The organism is Streptomyces sp. NPDC094143 (genome assembly GCF_040303825.1).
Lineage (GTDB): Bacteria > Actinomycetota > Actinomycetes > Streptomycetales > Streptomycetaceae > Streptomyces.
On record NZ_JBEOTZ010000055.1, the window covers coordinates 1 to 22,127 of the forward strand.

General features: G+C 73.6%; 21 protein-coding genes and 1 pseudogene. 10 read left to right on the top strand and 12 right to left on the bottom strand.

What is annotated here, in order from left to right:
• From ABTZ58_RS36590 to ABTZ58_RS36600, 3 genes are all read left to right on the top strand, one after another.
• A partial coding sequence (locus ABTZ58_RS36590; RefSeq protein WP_502996191.1) for a phosphoglucose isomerase-related protein occupies positions 1-189 on the top strand: 189 nt, incomplete at its 5' end.
• A gap of 1 nt (position 190) precedes the next feature.
• Positions 191-1,075: a phosphogluconate dehydrogenase (NAD(+)-dependent, decarboxylating) gene (gene gnd / locus ABTZ58_RS36595; RefSeq protein ID WP_351366696.1), complete on the top strand. Its 885-nt coding sequence runs from the start codon at positions 191-193 to the stop codon at positions 1,073-1,075.
• Positions 1,076-1,079: 4 nt separating this feature from the next.
• Positions 1,080-1,664 carry a histidine phosphatase family protein gene (locus ABTZ58_RS36600; RefSeq protein WP_351366699.1) on the top strand — a complete coding sequence of 195 codons (585 nt, stop codon included), beginning with the start codon at positions 1,080-1,082 and terminating at the stop codon, positions 1,662-1,664.
• A 228-nt stretch (positions 1,665-1,892) separates the two neighbouring features.
• On the opposite strand, the gene ABTZ58_RS36605 is transcribed toward ABTZ58_RS36600, so the two are convergent.
• Together ABTZ58_RS36605 and ABTZ58_RS36610 are read right to left on the bottom strand one after the other, a co-directional pair.
• The gene (locus ABTZ58_RS36605; protein ID WP_351366702.1) at positions 1,893-3,689 is read right to left on the bottom strand and encodes a bifunctional sugar phosphate isomerase/epimerase/4-hydroxyphenylpyruvate dioxygenase family protein; all 1,797 of its coding nucleotides are present in this window, start codon (positions 3,687-3,689) and stop codon (positions 1,893-1,895) included.
• 15 nt (positions 3,690-3,704) lie between these two features.
• Entirely contained in the window at positions 3,705-4,580 is an 876-nt protein-coding gene (locus tag ABTZ58_RS36610) for a shikimate dehydrogenase (RefSeq protein ID WP_351366705.1), read from the bottom strand.
• A 140-nt stretch (positions 4,581-4,720) separates the two neighbouring features.
• Between ABTZ58_RS36610 and ABTZ58_RS36615 the strand changes: the two genes are divergently transcribed.
• From ABTZ58_RS36615 to ABTZ58_RS36625, 3 genes are all read left to right on the top strand, one after another.
• The gene (locus ABTZ58_RS36615) at positions 4,721-5,386 is read left to right on the top strand and encodes a TetR family transcriptional regulator (protein WP_309096702.1); all 666 of its coding nucleotides are present in this window, start codon (positions 4,721-4,723) and stop codon (positions 5,384-5,386) included.
• 174 nt (positions 5,387-5,560) lie between these two features.
• On the top strand, positions 5,561-6,919 hold the full coding sequence (locus ABTZ58_RS36620) for an MFS transporter (RefSeq protein ID WP_351366708.1): 1,359 nt from the start codon (positions 5,561-5,563) through the stop codon (positions 6,917-6,919).
• Between the two features lie 179 nt (positions 6,920-7,098).
• Positions 7,099-8,343: a serine hydrolase domain-containing protein gene (locus ABTZ58_RS36625; RefSeq protein WP_351366711.1), complete on the top strand. Its 1,245-nt coding sequence runs from the start codon at positions 7,099-7,101 to the stop codon at positions 8,341-8,343.
• Here ABTZ58_RS36625 and ABTZ58_RS36630 read toward each other — a convergent pair.
• The 3 genes from ABTZ58_RS36630 to ribA all read right to left on the bottom strand — a co-directional run bounded on the left by ABTZ58_RS36630 (position 8,340) and on the right by ribA (position 11,354).
• The gene (locus ABTZ58_RS36630) at positions 8,340-9,497 is read right to left on the bottom strand and encodes a saccharopine dehydrogenase family protein (RefSeq protein WP_351366714.1); all 1,158 of its coding nucleotides are present in this window, start codon (positions 9,495-9,497) and stop codon (positions 8,340-8,342) included. The genes ABTZ58_RS36625 and ABTZ58_RS36630 overlap by 4 nt on opposite strands.
• The gene (locus ABTZ58_RS36635) at positions 9,487-10,548 is read right to left on the bottom strand and encodes a saccharopine dehydrogenase (RefSeq protein WP_351366717.1); all 1,062 of its coding nucleotides are present in this window, start codon (positions 10,546-10,548) and stop codon (positions 9,487-9,489) included. The genes ABTZ58_RS36630 and ABTZ58_RS36635 overlap by 11 nt, the downstream gene beginning before the upstream one ends.
• A 146-nt stretch (positions 10,549-10,694) precedes the next feature.
• On the bottom strand, positions 10,695-11,354 hold the full coding sequence (gene ribA / locus ABTZ58_RS36640; protein ID WP_351366720.1) for a GTP cyclohydrolase II: 660 nt from the start codon (positions 11,352-11,354) through the stop codon (positions 10,695-10,697).
• A gap of 41 nt (positions 11,355-11,395) precedes the next feature.
• On the opposite strand from ribA, the gene ABTZ58_RS36645 reads away from it, so the two are divergent.
• A complete protein-coding gene (locus ABTZ58_RS36645; protein WP_351366723.1) occupies positions 11,396-12,124 on the top strand; it encodes a creatininase family protein in 729 nt (242 codons plus the stop codon).
• A 164-nt stretch (positions 12,125-12,288) separates the two neighbouring features.
• On the opposite strand, the pseudogene ABTZ58_RS36650 reads toward ABTZ58_RS36645, so the two are convergent.
• The 5 genes and pseudogenes from ABTZ58_RS36650 to ABTZ58_RS36670 all read right to left on the bottom strand — a co-directional run.
• Positions 12,289-13,722 (bottom strand): annotated as a pseudogene (locus ABTZ58_RS36650) (lysylphosphatidylglycerol synthase transmembrane domain-containing protein); the annotation flags it as partial.
• Positions 13,719-14,720, bottom strand: a complete 1,002-nt coding sequence (locus tag ABTZ58_RS36655) for a class I SAM-dependent methyltransferase (protein ID WP_502996193.1) — start codon at positions 14,718-14,720, stop codon at positions 13,719-13,721. The pseudogene ABTZ58_RS36650 and the gene ABTZ58_RS36655, both read right to left, overlap by 4 nt.
• Before the next feature lie 221 nt (positions 14,721-14,941).
• Positions 14,942-16,147 (bottom strand): glycosyltransferase family 4 protein, encoded by a 1,206-nt coding sequence (locus tag ABTZ58_RS36660; RefSeq protein ID WP_351366726.1) that lies wholly within the window; start codon positions 16,145-16,147, stop codon positions 14,942-14,944.
• A complete protein-coding gene (locus tag ABTZ58_RS36665) occupies positions 16,144-16,542 on the bottom strand; it encodes a 6-pyruvoyl trahydropterin synthase family protein (RefSeq protein ID WP_010043117.1) in 399 nt (132 codons plus the stop codon). Before ABTZ58_RS36665 ends, ABTZ58_RS36660 begins: the two co-directional genes overlap by 4 nt.
• Before the next feature lie 174 nt (positions 16,543-16,716).
• Positions 16,717-17,697 carry a zinc-dependent alcohol dehydrogenase gene (locus ABTZ58_RS36670; protein WP_351366731.1) on the bottom strand — a complete coding sequence of 327 codons (981 nt, stop codon included), beginning with the start codon at positions 17,695-17,697 and terminating at the stop codon, positions 16,717-16,719.
• 108 nt (positions 17,698-17,805) lie between these two features.
• On the opposite strand from ABTZ58_RS36670, the gene ABTZ58_RS36675 reads away from it, so the two are divergent.
• Positions 17,806-18,567: a CDP-alcohol phosphatidyltransferase family protein gene (locus tag ABTZ58_RS36675; RefSeq protein ID WP_351366734.1), complete on the top strand. Its 762-nt coding sequence runs from the start codon at positions 17,806-17,808 to the stop codon at positions 18,565-18,567.
• Positions 18,568-18,579: 12 nt separating this feature from the next.
• On the opposite strand, the gene ABTZ58_RS36680 is transcribed toward ABTZ58_RS36675, so the two are convergent.
• Complete coding sequence (locus tag ABTZ58_RS36680) at positions 18,580-18,960, bottom strand: winged helix-turn-helix transcriptional regulator (protein WP_351366737.1); 381 nt, start codon at positions 18,958-18,960, stop codon at positions 18,580-18,582.
• Between the two features lie 116 nt (positions 18,961-19,076).
• Between ABTZ58_RS36680 and ABTZ58_RS36685 the strand changes: the two genes are divergently transcribed.
• Positions 19,077-19,478, top strand: coding sequence for a RidA family protein (locus ABTZ58_RS36685; RefSeq protein WP_351366740.1), 402 nt, complete (start codon positions 19,077-19,079; stop codon positions 19,476-19,478).
• 14 nt (positions 19,479-19,492) lie between these two features.
• Here the strand turns inward: ABTZ58_RS36685 and ABTZ58_RS36690 are convergent, their stop codons facing one another.
• Complete coding sequence (locus ABTZ58_RS36690) at positions 19,493-21,001, bottom strand: ABC transporter substrate-binding protein (protein WP_502996192.1); 1,509 nt, start codon at positions 20,999-21,001, stop codon at positions 19,493-19,495.
• A gap of 132 nt (positions 21,002-21,133) precedes the next feature.
• Between ABTZ58_RS36690 and ABTZ58_RS36695 the strand changes: the two genes are divergently transcribed.
• Positions 21,134-22,075 (top strand): ATP-binding protein, encoded by a 942-nt coding sequence (locus ABTZ58_RS36695; protein ID WP_351366746.1) that lies wholly within the window; start codon positions 21,134-21,136, stop codon positions 22,073-22,075.
• Positions 22,076-22,127 lie beyond the last annotated feature (52 nt).

Genomic DNA, 22,127 nt, shown 5'->3' on the forward strand with positions numbered 1-22,127 from the left:
GAGCACAAGGTGTTCGTCCAGGGCGCGGTGTGGAACATCGACTCCTTCGACCAGTGGGGCGTCGAACTCGGCAAGGTGCTCGCCAAGCGCGTCGAACCCGCCCTGACCGAGGGCGCCGACGTCCCCGGTCTCGACCCGTCCACGGCCGCCCTGGTGGCCGCCTACCGCAACCTTCGGGAAGTGAACTGACATGCAGATCGGACTTGTGGGTCTCGGCAAGATGGGCGGCAACATGCGCGAGCGCCTGCGCAACGCCGGCCACACCGTCATCGGCTACGACACCGACCCCGAGAAGTCGGACGTCTCCAGCCTGGCCGACCTCGTCAACCAGCTGGAGGCGCCCCGCACGGTCTGGGTGATGGTCCCGGCCGGCGCCCCCACCCAGCACGTCATCGACCAGCTCGCGGGCCTCCTCAAGCCGTACGACACGGTGGTCGACGGCGGCAACTCCCGCTGGACGGACGACGAGAAGCACGCCGAGGAACTGGGCAAGCGCGGGATCGGCTTCGTCGACGCCGGCGTCTCCGGCGGGGTGTGGGGCCTGAAGAACGGCTACGCCCTGATGGTCGGCGGCGAGAAGGAGTACGTCGACCGGCTGCGGCCGATCTTCGAGGCGCTCAAGCCGGAGGGCCCGTACGGCTACGTCCACGCCGGGCGGGTGGGCGCCGGGCACTTCGCCAAGATGGTCCACAACGGCATCGAGTACGCCATGATGCAGGCCTACGCCGAGGGCTGGGAGCTGCTGGAGGCCGCGGACTCCGTGGACAACGTCCGCGAGGTCTTCCGCTCCTGGCAGGACGGCACCGTCATCCGCTCCTGGCTGCTCGACCTCGCGGTCAACGCGCTCGACCAGGACGAGCACCTGGAGAACCTGCGCGGCTACGCCCAGGACTCCGGCGAGGGACGCTGGACGGTGGAGGCGGCGATCGACAACTCCGTGCCGCTGCCGGCCATCACCGCCTCCCTGTACTCCCGGTTCGCCTCCCGGCAGGACGACTCGCCGCAGATGAAGATGATCGCGGCGCTGCGCAACCAGTTCGGCGGCCACGCCGTCGAGTCCGCGAAGAAGGCGTAGCACCGTGGGTGATCTGCTGCTGGTCCGCCACGGCGAGACGGAGTGGAGCCGGAGCGGACAGCACACCAGCTTCACCGACCTGCCCCTCACCCCGCGCGGTGAGGAGCAGGCCGGGTCGCTGGCCCCGCTCCTGGCGGACCGTCGCTTCGCGCTAATCCTCACCAGCCCCCTGGCCCGCGCGGTGCGCACCGCCGCGCTCGCGGGCCTGAAGGGCACCGAACAGGACCCGGACCTGCACGAGTGGTACTACGGCGCCTACGAGGGCGTCACCACCGACGAGATACACCGCACCCGCCCCGACTGGGACCTGTGGACCGACGGGGCCCCGCCCGGGCCGGACGGGCCCGGGGAGTCCCCCGAGGAGGTCGGCAAGCGCGCCGACCGGGTGCTGGCCCGGGTGGCCGAGGCGCTGCCCGGGGGTGACGTGGCGCTGGTGGCCCACGGCCACTTCCTGCGCGTCCTCACGGCCCGCCGGCTGGGCCTGGCGCCGTCGGAGGGGCGGTTGTTCCGGCTGGAGACGGGCACGGTCTCCCGGTTGTCGACCGAGCACGGCCGGCCGGTGATCCAGGAGTGGAACATCAGGGCGTGACAGGGCCCGGCCGGAGGTGAGTCGACAGCCCCCGGCCGGGGCCAGGGGAGTCCCCGTCGATGCAGATCGGCGACATGACGCCCGCCGAGCAGCGGGTGTGGCGCGCCTTTCCGCGCGGGGCGGACGTGGACTTCCGCACGACGGCGGACGAGGACCCGGCGCGTTGCGCGGACTGAGGGCCCGAACGGCCCGTCGCCACCGCGGTCGTCACCGGCGTCACCCGAACCGTCAGCCGCCCGTGAGGCCCCGCACCGCGTGCTGTGCCGCCAGCCGCACCGGCGCGTTGGCGGCGCCGTAGCCCCGGTAGCCGCCCTCGCGCTGGACCAGTTCGAAGAAGACCCGGCCCACCGTGCGGGTGTAGCAGTGGCGGAACACGCCCCGGGCGTCCCGGTCGTAGAGGATGCCGAGGTCGCGGTAGGTCTCCAGCTCGCCGTCGGCGAACTCGAAGCGGGCTGCGAGGTCGTCGTAGTAGTTGGCGGGGACCGGCAGCAGGCTGCCGCCGGTCTCGCGGAAGCGGCGGGCCGCCGCGACCACGTCGTCGGTGGCCAGGGCGATGTGCTGGGCGTGGACGGTGTCGTCGGTCGGCGCGGCGCCGACGGAGAGGACGATGCGGACGCCGCCGTCGGCGCCGGCGAGGGCCCGGCTGCGCAGCAGTCCGTAGGGGTCGGCGACGTCCACGCTCTCCTGCGCGTCCAGGCCGAGCACGCCGCGGTGGAAGAGGGCCGCCTCGTCGAAGTGGTGCCAGGGCTGGGTGAGGGCGAGGTGGTCGATGCCCCGGACGCCCGCGCCCGGGGCGGGCCGGCCGGTCTCCTCGAAGTCGGCGCGCCAGTGGGGCAGTTCGGGCCGGCCGGTGGCGCAGAAGAACAGCTCCGTGCCGTCGGGCGCGGCGACCGCCTCCAGCGCGGCGTCCTCGGCCGCCCGGCGACGCGGCAGCACGGGCGCGAGCAGCGCCTCGGCACGCCGGGCCGCCCCGGCCGGGTCGGGCGACTCCAGCCCGATCGCGGCGAGCCGGCCGCCGTCCCGGCGGACGGCCGGGCCGGTGTTGACGAGGATCCGGGCGTCCCCCTGCTCCCACAGGTCGACGGGCTTGCCCCGGTGCCGTGCGGTACGGGTGAAGCCCAGGGCCCGCAGCAGGGCGGTGAGGGGCTCGGCGTCGGGCGTGACCAGTTCGGCGAAGGCCACTGCGGTGGGGACGACGGGTCCGGGCAGGGGCGCCCGCCCCACCCTCTCCTCCAGGAGCAGCAGCGAGCGCCGGGCGTCCACGGCGGTGGGTCCGGCCTCGGCCTGCCGGAACACGTCGTTGAAGACCTCGAGGGACAACGGCCCGTCGTAGCCGGCGGCCAGTACGTGCCGTACCAGGCCGGCGACGTCGAAGCCGCCCTGGCCGGGGAAGCAGCGGTAGTGGCGGCTCCACTGCAGGACGTCCATGGCGAGCAGCGGGGCGTCGGCGAGCTGGAGGAAGAAGATCTTCTCGCCGGGTATGTCCTCGATGCCCCTGGGGTCCGAGCCGCGCGAGAGGATGTGGAAGCTGTCCAGGCAGGTGCCGAGCGCCGGGTGCCCGGCCGCCTCGACGATGCGCCAGGCGTGGTCGTAGGTGCTGACGTGCCGGCCCCACGCCAGGGCCTCGTAGGCCACCCGGACGCCGAACTCCCGGGCGGTGTCGGCGAGGCGGCTCAGCTGTTCGGCGGCGAGGGCGTCGTCGTCCACCGCGTGCGGGGAGACGCTGGAGCAGACGAGGACCGTGTCGGCGCCGAGCCTGCGCATCAGCTCGAACTTGTGCCGGGCGCGCCGCAGGTTCCGGGCGAACTCGGCCTCGGGGACGGCCTCGATGTCCCGCATCGGCTGGTAGAGGTCGATCCCCAGGCCCAGGTCGGCGCAGCGGGCCCGGATCTCCTCGGGGGTGAGGGGGCTGGCCAGCAGGTCGTTCTCGAAGATCTCCACCCCGTCGAAGCCGGCCCGGGCGGCGGCGTCGAGCTTCTCGGTGAGGGATCCGCTGAGGCAGACGGTGGCGATGGACGTACGCAACGTCGGTGTCCCTTCCTAGTGGCGTGCGCCGACGACGCCGGCCAGCTCGGTCAGGTCGGCCAGCATCCGCGTGGCGTCGGGTTCCCGCCCGGTGAACAGGCGGAACGCGTCGGCGGCCTGGAAGGCGGCCATGCCGCCGCCGTCGAGGGTGGCGCAGCCCAGGGCGCGGGCGGTGCGCAGCAGTTCGGTCTCCAGCGGGCGGTAGACCACCTCGGCGACCCACAGTCCGGGGTGGAGCAGCTCCGCGGGCAGGGGCAGGCCGGGGTGGGCGGCCATGCCGGTGGGGGTGGCGTGGACGATGCCGTCGGCGTGCGCGAGCAGCCGCGCCGACCGGTCCGGGGACGCGGCGGCCGCCCGGCCACGGCCGAAGGTCCGGTTCAGGGCGGCGGCGAGGGCCGCGGCCCGGTCGGGCAGGGCGTCGACGACGGTGAGGTGTCCGGCGCCGAGGGTGAGGAGGGCGTGCGCGACGGCCGCGCCCGCGCCTCCGGCGCCGAGCTGCACGACCCGTTCCAGCGGCGCGTCGGGCAGCCCGCGGGCGAAGGAGGCGGCGAAGCCGGTGACGTCCGTGTTGTGGCCGACGGCCCGGCCGTCCTCGAAGACGACGGTGTTGACCGCGCCCAGCGCCTCGGCCTGCGGGGCGAGCGCGTCCAGGTGCTCCACGACGAGCTGTTTGCAGGGGTGGGTGATGTTGAGCCCGTCGAACCCCAGGTCGCGGGCGGCCCGCACCAGGTCGCCCACCGCTTCGGGCGGCACCCCGAGGGGGTCGATGTCGATGAGCCGGTACAGCAGACGCAGACCCTGGCGGTCGGCCTCCCGCTCGTGCAGCGCCGGGCTGAGCGACGGGCCGATCCCGGAACCGATCAGTCCGGCCAGATACGAGTCCTTGGGCACGCGCGCCTCCCGAGCTGGCCCTAATGTACGAACTAGTACGTTAGCTATATCAGCCGAGCGTGGCCTCGGGAAGACCCCCGGGCGACCGGGCCGCTGCTTCTACAATCACCGGCACCGGACCCTCCGCCCGAAGGAACCTGATGACCAGCGTCGAAGAACCGGCACGTCCCGGCGAGCGCATCCGTGACGCCGCCCGCACCCGGGCCGAGATCCTCGACGTCGCCACGCAGGAGTTCGCCCGGGCCGGGTACGACGGGGCCCGGGTCGACGAGATCGCCGCCCGCACCCGCACCACGAAGCGGATGATCTACTACTACTTCGGCGGCAAGGAGCAGTTGTTCACGGCCGTGCTGGAGCGGGCGTACGGGGTGATCCGGGAGGCCGAGCAGCAGCTAGACGTCGACCACCTCGACCCCGTGGCGGCGATCCGACGCCTGGCCGAGCTGACCTTCGACCACCACGAGCAGCACCCCGACTTCATCCGTCTGGTCAGCATCGAGAACATCCACGAGGCGCACCACATCGCCGGCTCCGAGAGGCTCGGGAAGATCGGCTCCCCGGCCCTGGACGTGATCCGCCGGATCCTGGCGTCGGGCCGGGAGTCGGGCCTGTTCACGGCCGACGTCGACGCCGTCGACCTGCACGCGATGATCTCCTCGTTCTGCTTCTTCCGGGTCTCCAACCGGCACACCTTCGGCGCCCTGTTCGGCCGCGACCTGCTCGACGAGGCGCAGCGCGCCCACTATCGCGCCATGCTCGGCGACATGGTGATCGCCTACCTGACGGCCGAGCGCGCGGCCGACTGAACGCCCGGCGCGCGACCCCTTGACACCGGCGGCGCACGAGCGCAGCATCACTGGCCATCCCCTACTAACTACCCAGTGGGTTAATTAGCCGCGATCCGGCACGTCCCCTTTCTGCTCTCCCCTGCTCGTCAGCGTTCCCGCTCCGCCCGTGGCGGAGCCCCCTTAGGAGCCGCCGTGTCCGTCCCCGCCACGCCCCCAGGGGCCGCCGCCCCGCCCGGCCAGCCCAGGAAAGCCGCCACCGCCGCCTGGATCGGCAGCGCGCTGGAGTACTACGACTTCTTCATCTACGGCAGCGCCGCCGCGCTGATCTTCCCGGAGGTGTTCTTCGACGAGTCCGACCCGGCCACCGCGACCCTGCTGTCGCTGGCCACGTTCGGCGTCGCGTACGCCGCCCGCCCGGTCGGCGCACTGGTCCTCGGCCACTTCGGCGACCGGCTCGGCCGCAAGAAGATCATGGTCTTCACGCTGATGCTGATGGGGCTCTCGACGTTCCTCATCGGCTGCCTGCCGACCCGCGACCAGGTCGGCAGCCTCGCCCCGGTGCTGCTGGTGCTGTGCCGGGTCCTGCAGGGCATCTCGGCCGCGGGCGAGCAGGCCAGCGCCAACTCCATGACGCTGGAGCACGCGCCGGCGCACCGGCGCGGCTTCTTCACCAGCTTCACCCTCAGCGGCACCCAGGGCGGGCAGCTGCTGGCCACGCTGGTCTTCATCCCGGTCGCGGCGCTGCCCGAGGAGCAGCTGCTGTCGTGGGGCTGGCGGGTGCCGTTCTGGCTGAGCGTCGCGGTCGCCGTCGCCGGCTATGTCATCCGGCGCAAGCTGGACGAGACGCCGGCGTTCGCCCGGCAGGCGGCCGAGGAGGGCGTCGTGAGGATGCCGCTGCTGGTGCTGGTGCGCGAGCACTGGTCGGACGTCCTGCGGGTGGTGGCGGGGGCGCTGATCGCCTCCGTCAGCACGATCTTCACGGTGTGGTCGCTGGCGTACGCCACGAGCGACGCGGTCGGCATGTCCCGCACGGCCATGCTGTGGGTGGGCGCCCTGGCCAATGTCGTCGCGCTGGCCGCGATCCCGCTGTGGGCCACGCTGTCCGACCGGATCGGCCGCCGCCCGGTGTTCCTGATCGGCGCGGCCGGCAGCGCGGTGACGATGTTCCTGTACCTGTGGGCGGTCTCCACGGGCTCCTACCCGCTGACCTTCCTGACGGGCGTCCTCTGCTTCGGCGTGGTCTACAGCGCGGCGAACGGGGTGTGGCCCGCCTTCTACGGCGAGATGTTCACGACCCGGGTGCGGCTGTCCGGCGTGGCCATCGGCACGCAGATCGGGTTCGCGGCGGCCGGGTTCGCCGTCACGTTCGCCGCGCGGATCGCCGGGCCGGACGGGGACGACTGGTCGGCGGTGGCGCTGTTCACGGCGGCCTTGTGCGTGCCTCCGGTGATCGCGGCGATGACGGCGCGGGAGACCCACCGGGTGCCGACCGAGGCGCTGGGCGAGCGCGCCGCGCGTCCGGCGGCGCGGGCCGACAAGGTGGTCGTCTGACCACCGCGGCCGTCGGGTGCGGGGCGAGTGCCGGTCACGGGCTCCCACGCCCCTGCGTGACGCCACCGGGTTACGCTCACCCGTTCCTGCGCGATCATGAAAGCGTCCTGCAGCAGGATGGGATCACAGGCGGCGGGGTATGCCGGATCTCACTTCGAGAGCGCGACGGAGGAAGAGCCATGGCACAGCTGCGAGAAGAGGTCGAACCGGTCGAGGCGGGGCTGGATCCGCGGGCGCTGGAGCGCCTGGACCGGCACTTCGCCCGCTTCGTCGACGAGGGGCGGCTGCCCGGCTTCCTCGTCTCGATCGCCCGCGGCGGACGCGTCGCCCACCTCGTCACACACGGCTCACGCGACATCGCGGCCGGGCTCCCCGTCGAGCCGGACACGCTGTGGCGGGTCTACTCCATGACGAAACCGGTCACCGCGGTCGCCGCGCTGCTGCTCGTGGAGGAGGGCCGGCTGTCCCTGGACGATCCGGTGGCCGACCACCTGCCGGCCTTCGCCGAGCCGCGGGTCTACGCCGGTGGCTCCGGCGACGACGTCCGGACCCGCCCGGCCGACGGCCCGATACTCGTCCGGCACCTGCTGACCCACACCTCGGGTCTCACCTTCGGCTTCTACCACTCCCACCCCGTGGACGCCCTGTACCGCCGGGCCGGACTGGAGTCGTCCGTGCCGCCGGGCGCGGACCTGGCCGAGACCATCGACGTGTACGCGAGCCTGCCCCTGCAGTTCGAGCCGGGCACCGAGTGGAACTACTCGGTGGCCAGCAACGTCCTGGGCCGGGTCGTCGAGGTCGTCTCCGGCCGGCCGCTCGACGCGTTCTTCGACGAGCGGATCTTCGGGCCCCTCGGCATGACCGACGCGGGTCTCCACGTCACCGACGAACAGGCGCCCCGGCTGTCCGAGATGTACGGCGAGAAGGAGGGCGGCGGCATCGAGCCGATCCCGGGGCTGCCGCTGCGGGGCCGGCCGCGGTTCCTGTCGGGCAGTGGCGGCATGGTGTGCTCGGCCCACGACTACCACCGCTTCATGGAACTGCTGCGGCGCCGGGGCGAACTGGACGGCGTCCGGCTCCTCGCCCCGCAGACCGTGGACCTGATGACCCGCAACCACCTGCCGGGCGGCGCCGACCTGCGCGCCTTCGGCAGCCGTCCCGCCCACGACGAGCCCGGCAACGAGGGGATGGGCTTCGGCTTCAACTGCTCGGTGGTGATCGACCCGGGCCGCACACAGGTGCCGTCCGGGCTCGGTGCCTTCGGCTGGAGCGGAGTGGCCACGACGACGTTCTGGGTGGACCCGGGCCGCGACCTGACGGTGCAGTTCATGACGCAGGTGCGGCCCAAGACCCCGCACACGGTCTTCAAGGACCTCAAGCGACTCGTCCACGAGGCCCTCACCGACCGGGCCCCGGTCGGCTAGCCGTCGACGCGGAGCGTGAACTCGATTCCGTCACGGGCGAGTTCACCGAGCCACTGCCGGGACCGGGCCGCCGTCCCGGCAGCCCGGTTCAGGCCCGGCGGCAGGGAGCCGTCCAGGACGTGGCGGACGCCCAGGGCGAGGGTGCGCGAGACGCAGCGGGCCATCGCGCTCTCCCCCGCGTCGCCCACCAGGTCCAGGAGGTAGCCGCCGGACCAGGTCTCCCCCTCGCCGGACCGCACGTCCAGGGAGACGGCGAGGACGACCCGGTCGAGGTCGTCGTCCGTGGTCGGGTACGCGGCGGCCAGTTCCCGGGCCAGCTCGGCGATCCGGGCGTCGTCGCCCCGCTTCAGCTCCTCGAACACGGCCTCCCAGGCCCGCAGCCAGCCCTCCAGACGCAGGGTGCCCCGGACGAACGTCCGCGGGGACCAGGCGTCCGGCAGCCCGTACTGCGCGACGAACGGGACGCTGTCCCGGTTGGGGTAGACCTCGAACGTCTCCCCGTCGACGACGTGCCGCCGGGTCGCCTCCCAGGGGCGCCCGGCGACCGTCTCGGCACCGTCGTCGATGTAACGCGCCGGTGAGCGCAGGGCGTTGAGGACTCCGGCGGGTGCCCAGCTGAAGCGGTAGGTGAAGTCGTTCGGCTCGGCGGGGACGCCACCGCAGTACGACGTGAGGGAGTACGAGGCGGGGGTCGTGTCGCCGATCGCCTCGCGGGCCCGGGCGACGAGGTCGTGCGCGAAGAGGTGGTCGACGCCCGGGTCGAGCCCGGCCTCGGTGAGGACGACGACCCCGGCCTTCCGGGCCGCGGGCACCTGCTCGAGCACCGCCTCCGACACATAGCTGGAGCAGGCGAAGTGCGCCCCCAGCCGGACGCACTCGGCGAGCAGCGGCGCGTGCTCCGGTGCCGACAGCATGGACACCACGACGTCGCCGGGCGCCACTTCGGCGGTGAGGGCGGACACCGTGTAGGCGCGGGGCTCGGCCCGTCCGGTCAGGCCCAGCCGGCCGAGGGCGTCGGCGGCGCGGCTCTCGGTGCGGTGCCACAGCCTCACGCGCTCGGCGGTGTCGCACAGCGCGGCCAGTCCGCTGCCGGTGGACAGGCCGGCACCGATCCAGTGGACGGTGCCGCTGGCCGGTACCGGGTCAGTGGTCAAGGTGATCCCCCTTGCCGGGACCGTACGCACGGCCCGCCTGGCGGAACCGGTCCAGGCAGTGCCCCCAGGGTCCGGTGACGCCGAAGTCGAGCAGGTGGGGCAGCAGGGCGGCCGAGAAGTCGGTGCTGGACTCCAGCGGCAGCAGGGAGGGCAGGTTGTCGATGGCGATCAGGTCGAGCGGCGGCTGCGCGCGCAGGCGCCTCGCAGGCTCGTCCCAGCTGGTGGTTGCGTCGTACACGGGAAGGACGTTGAGCGGCGAGCCGACGTCGCACGTCACGTCGCACAGGGTGCGCAGGCGGCGGTCGGGGGCGTCCAGGTCCTGCTCACGGAGGAAGGGCGGGACGGGGCTGGTGGCGAGCACCGCGTTCACCATGACGTCGTGCCGCAGCAGGGCGGCGCGGTCCAGGTCGCGGGTCTCGTCGAGGTCCCAGCAGGTCGGGTCCGCGCCGGCGGTGGCGAAGGCCACGCGGGCGCCCCGGCCGCTGCGTCCCAGGGCGCCGACGACCAGGCCGGTGAAGTCGGCGTCGGCATCCACCGGCTTGAGGATCTCGTCCAGTTCGGCCTTGGTGGTGGGCACGAGCGGCGCCCGCAGCCGGCCCCGGTGCTGCAGCACCGCCAGGGCGGCGCCCAGGTAGCCGGCCCAGAAGCCGAAGGCGGCGAGGCGCCGCCCGGAGTCGTCCACCAGGTACTCCAGGTCGAACAGCGTCCCGCCGCCGGCGGCGAACCGGCCCAGCAGCTCTGCCGCTCCCGGCTGGCCCTTGTAGGCGTGGCCGAAGAAGATGTGCCGGTGCGTCAGTTCGGCCGGTTCGTCGGGCAGTTCCTTCAGACCCAGCACGACGGCATCCCGTGGGGCCGACACCCAGGAGCCGGCGGGGGCCACGCGGCAGCCGGCCGCCTCGTACTCCTCGATCGGGAAGACCCGCTGCGGGGACTCCTCGACGGTCAGTTCCACTCCGTGCTCGACGAGCCGCCGGGCGTCGTCGGGCACGACGGGCGTGCGGCGCTCGGTCGTTCGGGCCTCGTGGCGCAGCCACAGCTGGAGCTCGGTCATACCGGGTGAGCCTCCGGACGTGAGGCGCCGGCCGCCGGAGGGCCGACGCTCAAGGGGCGGACGTCACGAAGCGTACGCGGCCCGTCCACGGGTCGCGCACGGATCGCCCGGGTCACGTCGCGGGAACCGGAACCGGCCCCGGCGTCTCAGGAGGAGCTGACCACCGCGTCCAGGTGCGGCAGGTGGTGGTCGAGGCGCTCCCGCTTGGTGCGCAGGTAGGTGATGTTGCTCTCGCACGGCGGGATCAGCAGCGGCACCTGCTCGGCGACGCCGATGCCGTGGCTCACCAGTGCCTCGCGCTTGCGCGGGTTGTTGGACATCAGGCGCACGGAGTTCACGCCCAGGTCGTCCAGGATGCGGGCGGCCACGCCGTAGTCGCGGGCGTCGACCGGCAGCCCGAGGGCGAGGTTGGCCTCGACCGTGTCCAGTCCCTCCGCCTGCAGGGCCATCGCGCGCAGCTTGGCGAGCAGGCCGATGCCGCGGCCCTCATGCCCTCTGAGGTAGACGACGACACCGGCGCCCTCGGCGACCACCGCGCGCAGGGCGGCGTCCAACTGGTCGCCGCACTCGCAGTGCTGGGAGCCGAAGGCGTCACCGGTGAGGCATTCCGAGTGCAGCCGGACCAGAACGTCGTCGGTGGCGAGTTCGCCGTAGACCAGCGCGACCTGTTCGTCGCCGCGGTCGTGGTCCATGTAGCCGATCGCCTGGAATTTCCCGTACACGGTGGGCAGGGGTGCATTCACGACGCGTTCCACGCCGGTCCGCTGCGGTGACTTCTTGCCGAGTACGCCTATTTTTTCTGTCATGATTCTCGAGTTCCTAAGCAGAGACGAAAGGCCGTGACGTGATGAGTGATCTGGTGCCGGCGGACACCACGGAAGACGTACGGACGCGGGGCGCCGATGTCTCACGGCAGGTCGCGGTGCTTCCCGTGGGCAGCTTCGAGCAGCACGGTCCGTATCTTCCGCTGGCGACCGACACGCTCGTCGCCTGTGCCGTCGCGCGGGAGATAGCCGGCGCGTACCCGGTGCACCTCCTTCCTCCGGTGACGATCTCGTGCTCGCACGAGCACGCGGCCTGGCCGGGGACCGTCAGCATCTCCTCGGTGACCCTTCATGCGGTGGTACGGGACATAGCGGATTCGCTCCGCCGGTCCGGGGTCGACGCCCTGGTGGTGGTCAACGGGCACGGCGGGAACTACGTGCTGGGCAACGTCGTTCAGGAGTCCTCCGCCCGCGGCGAGCGGATGGCGCTCTTCCCGGCCGCGGAGGACTGGGAGGAGGCGCGGCAGCGGGCGGGTGTGGTCACCTCGCTGCTCACCGACATGCACGCGGGGGAAATAGAGACCTCCATCCTTCTGCACGCTCATCCCGAAATGCTCCGACCCGGTTACGAGTCCTCCGATTTCGTCGCTGACGACCGGCGTCATCTGCTCACCCTCGGCATGTCCGGCTATACCGATTCCGGTGTCATCGGCCGTCCTTCGCTGGGTTCGGCGGAAAAGGGGAAGGAACTCCTGGCGAGCCTTGCGGATTCCTTCGGGGCGTATTTCTCGATGCTGACCTCCGAGGCGTAGGCGCTGCGGGGCGCGGGGCCGGCGTCCGGGTCCGCCGCGGCGACCCGGGTCCGGTCCGCCGAACGCAGGCCCGCGTACCAGCGGGCGAGGAGGACGACCAGGCCGGGCAGGCTCGCCACGAGGCTGAGCACGCCGTAGACGACCGCGACGGCCAGTCCCCGCCCGGCGCCGAGGCCCGCGGCGCCGAACGCCCAGGCGGTGACGCCCTCCCTCGGACCCCAGCCGCCCACGTTCAGCGGCAGTCCCATCGCCAGCAGGGCGAGCACCGCGAGCGGCGCCAGGACGGCCACGGAGGCGGTGGTCCCGGCGACCCGGGCGGCGAGGACGAACATGGCGACGTGACCTGCCAGGACGACCACGGAGGAGGCAAGCACTCCGGGTCCGTTACGGCGGGACAGCAGCCCTTCGCGGGCCTCGGCGAGCAGCGCGCGCGCCCTCCCGCCCCGGCGCGACGGCGCGGCCCGGTTCATGCGCAGGGCGAGGACGACGGCGAGGGCGCCCAGTCCGGCCAGGGCCGCGAGCGGGGCGATGTGCCGGGCCTCGGCGCGCACCGGGGACGGCATGGTCAGCAGGATCACGGCGGCCGCGGCGAACAGCGCGAGCTGCCCGGCGGCCCGTTCGAGGACCACCGCCTTCACGCCGCGCCGCAGGTCCCCCTCGCTCTGTCCGTGCCGTACCGCCCGGTGGACGTCGCCGAGGACGCCGCCCGGCAGGGCCGCGTTGAGGAACAGCGCGCGGTAGTAGTCGGCGACGGCGGGCCCGAACGGCAGCCGGATGCGCAGGCCGCGGGCGACGAGGGCCCACCGCCAGGCGCTGAACACGGTGGTGACGGCGCCGATGCCGAGCGCGAGCAGCAGCGTCACGGCGTCGATCCGGCGCAGACCGTCGAGGAAGGCGCCGGTGCCGAGCCGCCAGAACAGCACCCCGATGATGACGACTCCGGCGAGGGTCCCGAGGCGCGTACGGGCCTTGCGGGAACCGAGCCGGGCGAGCAGGGCACGCAGGGGGCCGGGTGAGGGGGCACCGGCGTCGGTACGGGGTGCCTTTGCCCTGGTGCCGGTCATGGGCGACGGGGTTGCCGGGGCCTCGGTGGGGCCCGGCGCGTCCGGGCCCTTGGCGCCGGGCACGGCACGGCGGCGTGTCAGGCCTGGGGGCGCGGCGGGGTGTGCCGCCCGCGAGCCCTCGGCGCCGCGCGGGACGTGGCCGCGGGCCGCGGTCTGGGCGGGGACGATGCCCGGGCCGTCCGCGGGGCAGGCCGCGCCCGGGCCTTGCGCGGGGCGGCTCGCGTCCGCCTGCTCGGTGCGGCGGGTCGGGGAGGCCGCCCTGCCTGGGCCGAGCACGACCGCGACCACCGGGGCCGCGTCCGAGGCGCCGGACGCGCCCGGGGCGGGCGTGCCCACGGCCACCGCCACCGCTGCCCGGCCCCCGTGACGACGCGTCGGCTCGGGGGCCTGCGTGGCCGCCAGGGCCGCCGGAGCGGGCGTGTCCGCCGGCGCGGGCGTGTCCGCCGGCGCGGGCGTGGGGCGGTCGGCGTCGGCCGCCGGGGATCCGGCGGCTGCGCGCGACCGGGGGCGCGTGCCCGTCGCCCGGGAGGTCATGACGCTCCGCCCGCCGGGCGGCACAGGGCCAGCAGGTCGGTGTGGTGGACCGTGACCCGCAACTCGCCCGCCGCGCACTCCCGCAGGCGGTTGTCCAGGTAGACCTCCGCCTCGGCGCGCAGCTCGGGACGCTGCTCGACGGCGGCGCCGACCCAGCCGCGCAGCCACTGCTCGGTGAGCGCGGCCTGCTCGGGCCCGAGCCGCCAGGGGCTCGGGTGCAGCCGCACGGTCGCGCCGAGCGCGGAGAACGCCTCGGCCGCCGCGGTGACCGCGTCGGGGCCGAGCAGGCCGTCACGCCGCTGGTGGTCGTTGAACGCCCCGGCGATCTCCGCGTCGAGCGGGTGGGACGGGGTCAGTTCCACACGTCCCGCGACGGACAGGGTCAGCAGGGCGGGGCAGCCGGCTCCGGCGCAGGCTGCGGCGAGGGCGTCGATCTCCTCGCGGGTGAGGACGTCCAGCAGGGCGGACGCCGTCACCAGGGACGCGCCGTGCAGGGCGTCCGCGGTGAGCCGGGCGACGTCGCCGCGCCGCGTCTCGACGCTGACCCGGCTGCCGTCGGCGCCGGAGCGCGGGGAGGCGACGGCGGCGAAGTGCAGCAGGTAGGGGTCGCGGTCGTGCAGGATCCAGTGCTGCGCGCCGTCCAGGCGGGGGGCCAGCCAGCGGCCCATGGAGCCGGTGCCGCAGCCCAGGTCGTGGATGACGACACCGCCCGGCCTGCCCGGCAGGTTGGCGAGCCGGATCCGCAGCGGGTCGAGCAGGTCGTGCGCCCGGGCGGCGGCATCGGCCGGCTCCCGCAGCTCCAGCCACTCGGGCGCGTAGCGGGGCGGGTCGTCGGGAGCGGCCTCCCGCAGCTTGACGGTGGGCCGCGAGCCGGACCTGCCGCTGGGGCCCGCGCCGGGGATGACCGCGCCCGTGGCGTGCGGGGACCCGGCGGGGGTGCCGGGGCCGGTCCGCGCGAGGACCGTCCCGGCCGGGGGGCCGGCAGGCGCGTCCACCACACCGGCGGGCGGCCCCGCCACGGACTCCCTGCCGGAGCCGGCGTCCGGGCCGCGCCGCGCCCCGGCGCCGCCGCCGTCCTCCGCGCCCGCGTGGCCCGCCGGGCCGACGGTGCCGCCGGGAACCGCCGCGGGAAGCACTGCGTCCCGCGGCTCCACGGCTGCCCCGGGTCCGGGCCGGGCCGGGACCGGCCCGCCCGGCTTCGTCGTCGTCACCGGGTTCGTCATGCGGCCCTCCGGGGTCCGGTCGGGAGCCCGCGCAGGACCGCCGCCAGGCTCTGTGCGGTCGTCGCCCAGCCGTCGAGGGCGGCGCGGCGGCCGCGGGCGGCGGCCTTCAGCCGGCGTCGTACGTCCGCCTCGCCGAACCAGCCGCGCAGTTCGGCGGCGATGGCGGCGGGGTTCTCCGGCGGCACGAGGATGCCCGGTACTCCGCCGTCGGGTGCGCGGCCGACCGCCTCGGGAAGTCCGCCGACGTCCGTCGCCAGGACCGGGATGCCCCGGGCCAGCGCCTCCGTCACGGCCATGCCGTAGGTCTCGGCGTAGGAGGTGAGGACCATCAGGTCGGCGGTGGCGTAACTGGCGTCCAGCGCGGCGCCGGACTGCGGTCCGGCCAGCTCCAGCCGGTCCTGAAGGCCGTGCCTCGCGATGAGGGACCGCAGGTGGGCGACGTACTCCGGGTCCTGGGTGAGGGCGCCGACGCACACGCAGCTCCACGCCAGGTCGGTCACCGCGGCCAGCGCCTCCACCAGCCGGTGCTGTCCCTTGCGCGGGGTCACGGCGGCCACGCACAGCAACCGCGACACGCCGTCGGTGCCGGGCGCGAGGGGCGCGATGTCGGCGCCGGGGGCCGCGACGTGGACCCGCTCCGGGGGCAGACCGTGGTGGGCGACCAGGCGGCGGACCGCCCAGTCGCTGGTGGCGATCACCGCCGACACCGCCCGCAGCACCGTCCGTTCCCTGGCGTCGAGTTCGGCGGCCACGGTCGCGTCGAGCCCGGTCTCGTCGCCCAGCGGCAGGTGGACGAGGACGGCCATGCGCAGCCGTTCCGCCTCCGGCACCACGATCTCGGGCACGCCGCAGGCGACGAGCCCGTCGAGCAGGACGACGGCGCCGTCGGGCAACGCGGCGAGCGCGCGGGCGAGTTCCGTCCGGGCGGCGGTCCCCGGCCGGGGCCACTCACCGGCCACGGCGTGCTTGCTGACCTGCCAGCCGAAGCCGGGCAGGTCCAGGCAGACGCGCCGGTCGTAGGCGTTGCCGCCGCTCGGGGTGGCCGGGTCGTCGACACCGCCCGGCAGCACGAAGTGCACGGTGCGCAGGGACATGGGGATGATCTCGGCGTTCTTCAGGGCGGCGTGCTGCACGGGCACGTAGTCGAGCCGCGCCGGTGCCCCGCCGGTCGGACCGGGCCGCTCGATGGTCGTGTCGGTCACAGCGCACGCTCGTAACTCGCCCAGGCGATGTGCGACTCGTGCAGGGTGACGGTGAGGCCCGCGATGCCTTTGGCGCCCTCGCCCAGCGCGCCCTTGTGGATGCGCTCGGCGAGCCGGTCGGCGATGACCTTGGCCAGGAACTCCGTCGAGGTGTTGACCCCGGCGAAGTCGGGCTCGTTGTCGAGGTTGCGGTAGTTCAGCTCGCTGACGACGGCCCCGAGTTCCTGGGTGGCCAGCCCGATGTCGACGACGATGTTGTCCTCGTCCAGCTGTTCGCGCCGGAACGTGGCGTCCACCAGGAACGTGGCGCCGTGCAGGCGCTGCGCCGGTCCGAAGACCTCGCCGCGGAAGCTGTGGGCGATCATGATGTGATCGCGGACGGTGATGCTGAACAACGGACGACCCTCCAGGTGCGGCGCGTCTGCTCCCCCGGCTGTTGGCTGCCGGAGATGCCGGGTAGTACGGCTGCTTGCCTTCCCCCGTTCAGCGTCGGCTACGTCTTTTCTCAGGTCAGGCGCTCTTGTCACGGCTGAAGTCGTACCGGATGGAACGAATCGTCAGCCGATGCGTCAATCGCTCTCGTCGTAACGGACGCGGTGGCACAGGGCGGGGATCTCGCCCGAGGCGAGCCCCGGCAGCACGTCGGGCAGGTCCTCGAAGGCGGATTCCCCCGTGACGAGGGCGTCGAGCGCCGGGTCGGCGAGCAGGTCGAGGGCGAGGGCGAGCCGGTCGGCGTAGGTGCGGCCGGGGCGGGCCGGGGAGACGGTGCCGACCTGGCTGGAGCGGATGACCAGGCGCCGGGAGTGGAAGGCCTCGCCGAGCGGCAGACTCACTTTCCGGTCTCCGTACCAGCTCAGTTCGACGACGGTGCCCTCGGCGGTGAGGAGTTCCAGGGACCGGGCGAGGCCCTGTTCGGTGGCACTGGCGTGGACGACCAGGTCACGGTCGCCGTCGGCGTCCTGCGGGGTGGCGAAGGAGACGCCGAGCGCCTCGGCGGTCCTCGCGCGGGACGGGTCGGCGTCGACCAACTGGACGCGCACGCCGGGGAACCGGGCGAGCAGCGCGGCGACCGAGCAGCCGACCATGCCGCCGCCGACCACGGCGATCCGGTCGCCGACCAGGGGCGCGGCGTCCCACAGGGCGTTGACGGCGGTCTCCACCGTCCCCGCGAGCACGGCCCGTTCGGCGGGCACGGTGTCCGGCACGGGCGTCACGGCGCTCGCCGGCACGACGTACCGGGTCTGGTGCGGGTAGAGGCAGAACACCGTGCGGCCGGCGAGCGCCTCGGGCCCCTGCTCCACCACACCGACGTTGAGGTAGCCGTACTTCACCGGGCCCGGGAAGTCGCCCTCCTGGAACGGGGCCCGCATGGCCGTGTGCTGGCTGACGGGCACACCGCCGCGGAAGACGAGCGTCTCGGTGCCGCGGCTGACACCGGAGAACAACGTGCGCACCAGCACCTCGCCCTGGCCGGGCTCCCGCAGGGCGACGTCCCGGATCGCGCCTCGGCCAGGCGAGTCGATCCAGAACGCGCGTCCGGTGTGCTTCATCGAAGTCCTCCTGAACGATCGGGAAGCTGCTTGCGTACCGAGGGGTGCACAGGCCGCGCACAAGGTAGCGGCGTTGATCGACTCTGTCACACGGCCGGAGGGTGTTCGGTGGCCCTGAACAACACTTACGACGCGAGGCTCGTACAGCAGGAGACCGCCGTGGGGGCGGGGGTGCAGATCCTGCTGCTGGCCCTGATCGGCACGGCGATCGGGATGGGCCCGGCGGGCTGGCTGAGCGGCCTCGCGTTCGCGGTCGCCACCTGGGCGGTGCTCTCCCGGGCCCTGCACCGCTCCCGGCTGCGCTCCTTCGGCGCGGCGAACCGGGTCACCCTCGGCCGGGCCACCCTCGTCGGCGGCGTCACCGCGCTGGTCGCGGACTCCTTCCAGAGCTCACCGCCGGTGTCGCTGTTCGTCGCGCTGACGGCGGTGGCGCTGATCCTCGACGGCGTCGACGGCAAGGTCGCCCGCCGCACCGGCACCTCGACCCCGCTGGGCGCGCGCTTCGACATGGAGGTCGACGCGTTCCTGATCCTGGTGCTGAGCGTGTACGTGTCGACGCAACTGGGCCCGTGGGTGCTGCTGATCGGCGGCATGCGGTACGTCTTCGTCGCCGCGGCCCGGGTCTGGCCCTGGCTGACGGCGGCGCTCCCGCCGAGCACGGCCCGCAAGACGGTCGCCGCCCTGCAGGGCGTGCTCCTGCTGCTGGCGGGTGCCGAACTGCTGCCGTACGCGGCCAACTTCGCCGTGGCAGCGCTGGCCCTGGGCCTGCTGGTGTGGTCGTTCGGCCGGGACGTGCTGTGGCTGTACCGGACCTCGCGGGCCGAGGCGGCCCCCGCGCCGCGCCCCGTCCGGGAACTGGTCGCCGGCTGAGACCCCGCCGGGTCAGCTGCCGAACCGCCCCCGGGCCGCCTCGATATGACCGAGGTACTGATGGGTCCAGCCGCAGATCAGGTCGACCGTGGCGCGCAGGGCCCGGCCCGGTTCGGTGAGCGTGTACTCGACCTTGGGCGGCACGGTGGGATGTACCGTCCGGTCGACCAGGCCGTTGCGCTCCAGCATCCGCAGGTTCTGGGTCAGCATCTTGTGGCTGACACCCTCGACCTCGTCGCGCAACTCGCTGAAGCGGAGCGTGCGTTCGCCGAGGGCCTCGATGATCAGCAGCGCCCACTTGTTGGCGACGTCCGAGAAGATCTCCCGCGCCAGGGAGTCCGCCCGCCGCAGGTCCGCGTGTTCGGGAATGTCCCTGAGCTGCTTGGTCACCATCTGGTTCCCCTGTCACTGAAAAGTGCGTTCTTCCAGGTCGGCGTTCACTCTCCTACGGTTTCCCAGTAACCACAAGAGAGCGCGAACGGACGAGTGCTCACGGAAGGACGGGAACCATGACCACCCTCGATCTCTACGACCACGGCATCCCGGCCGAGAAGTACTTCGGCTACACGCAGGCGATCCGTTCCGGGGAGCTGATCCATGTCTCCGGGCAGCTCTCCTTCGACGACGCGGGCGGCTTCGACCCGGAGGACGACATCGCCGCCCAGCTCGCGCGGACGTACATGAACCTCGACAAGGTCCTGGCCCACTTCGGCGCCACCCGCGACCAGGTCGTCTCCCAGACGCTGTACGTCGTGGACCTGGTGCGCAACGCCGAGGTGGTGGCGGAGGGCAACCGGGCCTACTTCGGCGCCCACCGCCCGGTCAGCACGGCCCTGGGCGTCACCGAGCTGACCTTCCCCGGGCAGGCGGTCGAGATCAGCTGCGTGGTCGACACGCGTCTGCCGGCCTGACGCGGGATGTCCGTTCAGCGGCGCGTTCCCGGCCCCACCAGGGTCCGCTCGTAGGGGTCGAGGAGCACGCCGCGGACCTCCGGGAAAACCCCGAGGACGATCCGCTGGTGAGCCAGTGGCACGACCGCGTCCGTGCCGAGGATCACGGCCTCGGCGGCCATGGCCGCGTCCTGCCGCTCCCCGGTGCCGTCGGCCCGGTCGGCCTTCGCCACGGCCCGGTCGACCTTCGGGTCGCACAGCAGGGCGAGGTTGTAGCCGCCGTCACAGGTGTAGTCACCGGCGAGGACGCCGACGGGGTCGCCGGTGTCCAGGAGGCTGTTGCGGGCGCCGATGAAGGCGTCGAACTTCCCCTCCAGCGCGTCGCTCTCCAGCCGCGAGTACTCGCGCACCTGCAACCGGACCTCGAATCCGGCCCTTTCCAGCTGCTGCTGCACGACCTGGGCGACTTCGGGGAGTTCGGGCCGGTTGTCGTAAGTGGCGAGGGTGATGGGGATCCCGTCGGGCCGGGCGGCTTTCGCGCGCCCCGACGGCCTCACCCGCTTGCTCTCGGCCCAGGTGACGGCGGGCCCGTAGATCCCGGCACCCGGGTCGGCGTATCCCTCGAAGACGCCCTTGGCGAGGGAGGAGGAGTCGATCGCCGTGCGGGCGGCGGCGCGCAGCCGCGGGTCCTCGAAGGGGCCGCTGCGGGTGTTGAGATGCAGGCTGGTGGTCCGGGTGGTGCCGGCTTGCCGGCGGGTGTCCGCGTCGAGCGTGGCGGCCTGGGCGACGGGGACGGCCTCGGCGATGTCGACGTCGCCGGTGCGCACGGCGTTGGCGCGCGCGGTGCCGTCCTCGACGAAGCGCGCGTCGATGCCGGAGGCCTGGGCGCGGCCGCCCCAGTAGTCGTCGTAACGGTCGAGGGTCGCGGAGGTGCCGCCGTCGACGCGGGTGAGCTCGAAGGGGCCCGTGGCGGTGCCGGCCGGCGTGGGGTTGCCCCGCTTCGCGTACGCCTTCGGGGCGAGGATCGCCAGGCTCGGGCCGGCCAGGCGCATGGGCAGGACGGGGTCGGGGTCGGCGGTGGTGACGCGTACGCCGTCGTCGCCGTCGGGCCGTGCGCTGAGCGTGACGCCCGCGAGCGGGGCGGGCACGGGCTTCGCCTGCGTGGCGCGGGTGAGCGCCCCGGCCACGGCCTGCGGGGTGACCTCGGTGCCGTCGTGGAAGGTGGCCTCGCGCAGGGTGAAGTGCCAGGTGCGGTCGTTCACACGGGTCCAGGACCGGGCGAGTGCGGGGGTCGCGGCGCCGTTGGCGTCCAGGGCGGTCAGCCCTTCGGTGACGCCGAGGCGGCTGAGCAGCGTGGCGTCGGCTCCGTACGGCGAGAAGTTCTGGGCGGGCGGGAAGGCGAGGGCGACGCGCAGCCGGGAGCCCGGTTGCGCACCGTCCGACGTCGGCTCCCCGCCCGGGGAGGAGAAGCAGCCGGCCAGGCCCGGGAGGAGGACGAGGGCGGCGAGGAACCGGAGGGGACGCTTACTGCCCGGATAACGCACCTGCACACCCTACGCATCAAGCATCGGCCGACCGCCGGCACCCCCCGGTCGGCGCACGGGATTTGACAGTGACGACGATCACTCCCTAAAACCTAGTCACATGACATCCATTTTCAAAACGGTGGGCCGGTCATGAGGGTCGCGTTCGTCGGCAAGGGCGGCAGCGGCAAGACCACGCTGTCGGCGCTCTTCTCCCGCCACTTGGCGCGCTCCGGCGCCCCGGTCCTCGCCGTCGACGGCGACATCAACCAGCACCTGGCCGAGGCGCTCGGCCCCGAGGAACGGCCCGCCGTCCCCCTGGGCCCGCGCCTGAGGGACATCAAGGACTTCCTCCGGGGCGACAACCCGCGCATCACCTCCGCCGAGGCCATGCTCAAGACGACGCCGCCCGGCCGCGGTTCCCGCCTGCTCAGTGTCCTGGGCGACGACCCGCTGCACGCCCGTCACGTCGGCCGGGCGGGCGGCGTACCGCTGATGGTCACGGGCGAGTTCGACGAGTCCGACCTGGGGGTGGCCTGCTACCACTCCAAGCTCGGCGCGGTCGAGCTGTACCTGAACCACCTGGTGGACGGCCCCGGCGAGTACGTCGTGGTCGACATGACAGCGGGCGCGGACGCCTTCGCGTCGGGCCTGTTCACCCGCTTCGACGTCACGTTCCTGGTGGCGGAGCCGACCCGCAAGGGCGTCTCGGTCTACCGCCAGTACCGCGACCACGCCGAGCAGTTCGGCATCCGCGTCGCGGTCGTCGGCAACAAGGTGACGGGCGAGGACGACCTGCTCTTCCTCAAGGAACAGGTGGGCGACGACCTGCTGACGCACCTGGTGCAGTCGCCCTGGGTCCGGGCGGCGGAGCAGGGCCGGGAGCGGGGCGAGCTGGAGCCCCACAACCGGCACGCGTTGAACGTCCTGCGCGAGACGGTCGACTCCCACGTCCGCGACTGGAACCGGCTCCACCGCCATGCGGTCGACTTCCACCTGCGCAACGCCCACGCCTGGGCGAACGACCGCGCGGGCGAGGACCTGGCGGCCCAGGTGGACCCGGACTACGTACCGGGCGGGGCGACGGGCGCCTGAACCGTCCGAGACGTCCCGGGCGGGCGGAGTCGGTACGGGCCCGCTCCGGGAG

Bases quoted from the DNA above. Each gene is read 5' to 3' on its own strand.
- ABTZ58_RS36615 (WP_309096702.1), top strand. From the start codon at position 4,721: ATGACCAGCGTCGAAGAACCGGCACGTCCCGGCGAGCGCATCCGTGAC.
- ABTZ58_RS36680 (WP_351366737.1), bottom strand. From the start codon at position 18,960: ATGGTGACCAAGCAGCTCAGGGACATTCCCGAACACGCGGACCTGCGG.
- ABTZ58_RS36625 (WP_351366711.1), top strand. From the start codon at position 7,099: ATGGCACAGCTGCGAGAAGAGGTCGAACCGGTCGAGGCGGGGCTGGAT.
- ABTZ58_RS36685 (WP_351366740.1), top strand. From the start codon at position 19,077: ATGACCACCCTCGATCTCTACGACCACGGCATCCCGGCCGAGAAGTAC.
- ribA (WP_351366720.1), bottom strand. From the start codon at position 11,354: ATGACAGAAAAAATAGGCGTACTCGGCAAGAAGTCACCGCAGCGGACC.
- gnd (WP_351366696.1), top strand. From the start codon at position 191: ATGCAGATCGGACTTGTGGGTCTCGGCAAGATGGGCGGCAACATGCGC.
- ABTZ58_RS36635 (WP_351366717.1), bottom strand. From the start codon at position 10,548: ATGACCGAGCTCCAGCTGTGGCTGCGCCACGAGGCCCGAACGACCGAG.
- ABTZ58_RS36645 (WP_351366723.1), top strand. From the start codon at position 11,396: ATGAGTGATCTGGTGCCGGCGGACACCACGGAAGACGTACGGACGCGG.
- ABTZ58_RS36695 (WP_351366746.1), top strand. From the start codon at position 21,134: ATGAGGGTCGCGTTCGTCGGCAAGGGCGGCAGCGGCAAGACCACGCTG.
- ABTZ58_RS36670 (WP_351366731.1), bottom strand. From the start codon at position 17,697: ATGAAGCACACCGGACGCGCGTTCTGGATCGACTCGCCTGGCCGAGGC.